General features: G+C 57.5%; 1 protein-coding gene. It reads right to left on the bottom strand.

The features are described from left to right. Nucleotides 1-375: 375 nt before the first annotated feature. Nucleotides 376-1,392 (bottom strand): IS110 family RNA-guided transposase, encoded by a 1,017-nt coding sequence (locus KIK84_RS16430; RefSeq protein ID WP_214124205.1) that lies wholly within the window; start codon nt 1,390-1,392, stop codon nt 376-378. Nucleotides 1,393-1,521: the final 129 nt, after the last annotated feature.

Genomic DNA, 1,521 nt, shown 5'->3' with positions numbered 1-1,521 from the left:
ACTACAAGGGCTTCCCCACCTTTGTCAAACAGAATCCCATCGTGGTGAATCGCGCAGCGATTGACCACGAAACCTGATTCCTTCTTCCCCTTGCCTATCACTGCGTGATCTGTGTCGTTGCCTATTGAGCGCAAGGCATGTGGACGGCGAAACTACAAACGGTCATTACTGCAAGCTTCTCTTGCTGACCCTGATGAAAGACGCGCGCCGAGGGCTCCATTCGTTAGTCGGAGTTCAGCCTAGTTTCCCAGACTGCTACCTCCCTAGAGATGATCGAGCATTCCCCGGCGCAGGTCCCAACCTTTCACTCATCAACGACTTCTCAATCACACGGTGACATCTACAACTTCAACTGTCGGCGTGCGCCTGTATCGCTCAGGCAGGCATCTTGAAGGACTCGCCTTGCTGCAACATGGCCCAGCACATACGCGCATTCTTCGCAGCCACGGCCACCACAGCCTTCCAGTAACCCCGACGCTCCTGCACACTGATCGCCCAGCGGCTTACCGCATCGCTCTTGTTCTTGGCAGCTGCCAGTACCGCCTTGGCTCCCATGATGAGCAGCGTGCGCAGATAAGGGTCACCTGCCTTGGTGATGCGCCCCAGGCGCTGCTTACCCCCTGAGCTGTACTGCCCCGGCACCAAACCCAGCCAGGCACAGAACTGGCGACCACAAGAGAAGTCATGCCCCTTACCTACGGTGGCCACTATTGCGCTGGCGGTGGTCGGGCCTATGCCAGAGAGCTGCATCAGTTGCCTGGATTGCTCGTCTTCTTTGGCAGCTTGTTCGATGTACTGGTCGTACTGGGCAATACGCACATCCAAGTGAGTCAATTCACTGAGCGCATCTCCGACAACGGTGTTGCACCAGCCGGGCAGGTCTTCCAAATGCTTGTGCGCCTCTTGGCGCACTGTTGCTGCTTTGAGCGGCAGCACGATGCCCAGCTCAGACAGTAAGCCACGAATGCGGTTGATCAGCGCGGTGCGCTGCTCCACGTAGCCTTGGCGGGCGCGGTGCACAAACAGGCGTGATTGTTGTTCGACGCTCTTGATGGGTACAAAGTGCATGGTGGGGCGGGTGACGGCTTCGCAGATGGCGGCGGCATCGGCTGCATCGTTCTTGCCACGCTTGCCGCTCATGCGGTAGGGCGCCACGAATTTGGGGGCCATCAGGCGAACGGTGTGGCCGAATGCAGCAAATTGCCTTGCCCAGTGGTGTGCACCGGAGCAAGCTTCCATGCCAATGAGGCAGGCTGGCAGGTTGGCGATGAGTTCGAGCAGCTTGGCGCGTGGCACTTCGGGACGTACCAGCACTGCTTTGCCTGATTCATCTACGCCATGCACTGCAAAGACGTTCTTTGCTAGGTCGATTCCTACGGTTACGATAGCCATGACTTCCCCTTCCATTAAAGTGAGTTGATGAACAGTTTTGCCTCTCCATCGTGGCACTTTGTTGCCGTAAACCGCAACCCTATGGGCACGCGGCTCGCTTGGGACGGGGAAGTCCCTTTCATTCGTTAG

Origin of the sequence: Curvibacter sp. CHRR-16, from assembly GCF_018474005.1 — a bacterium.
In the GTDB taxonomy this organism is placed as follows: Bacteria; Pseudomonadota; Gammaproteobacteria; order Burkholderiales; family Burkholderiaceae_C; genus Allorhodoferax.
Note: the sequence above shows the minus strand (reverse complement) of the source record. Positions and strands in the feature narration are given on the sequence as shown.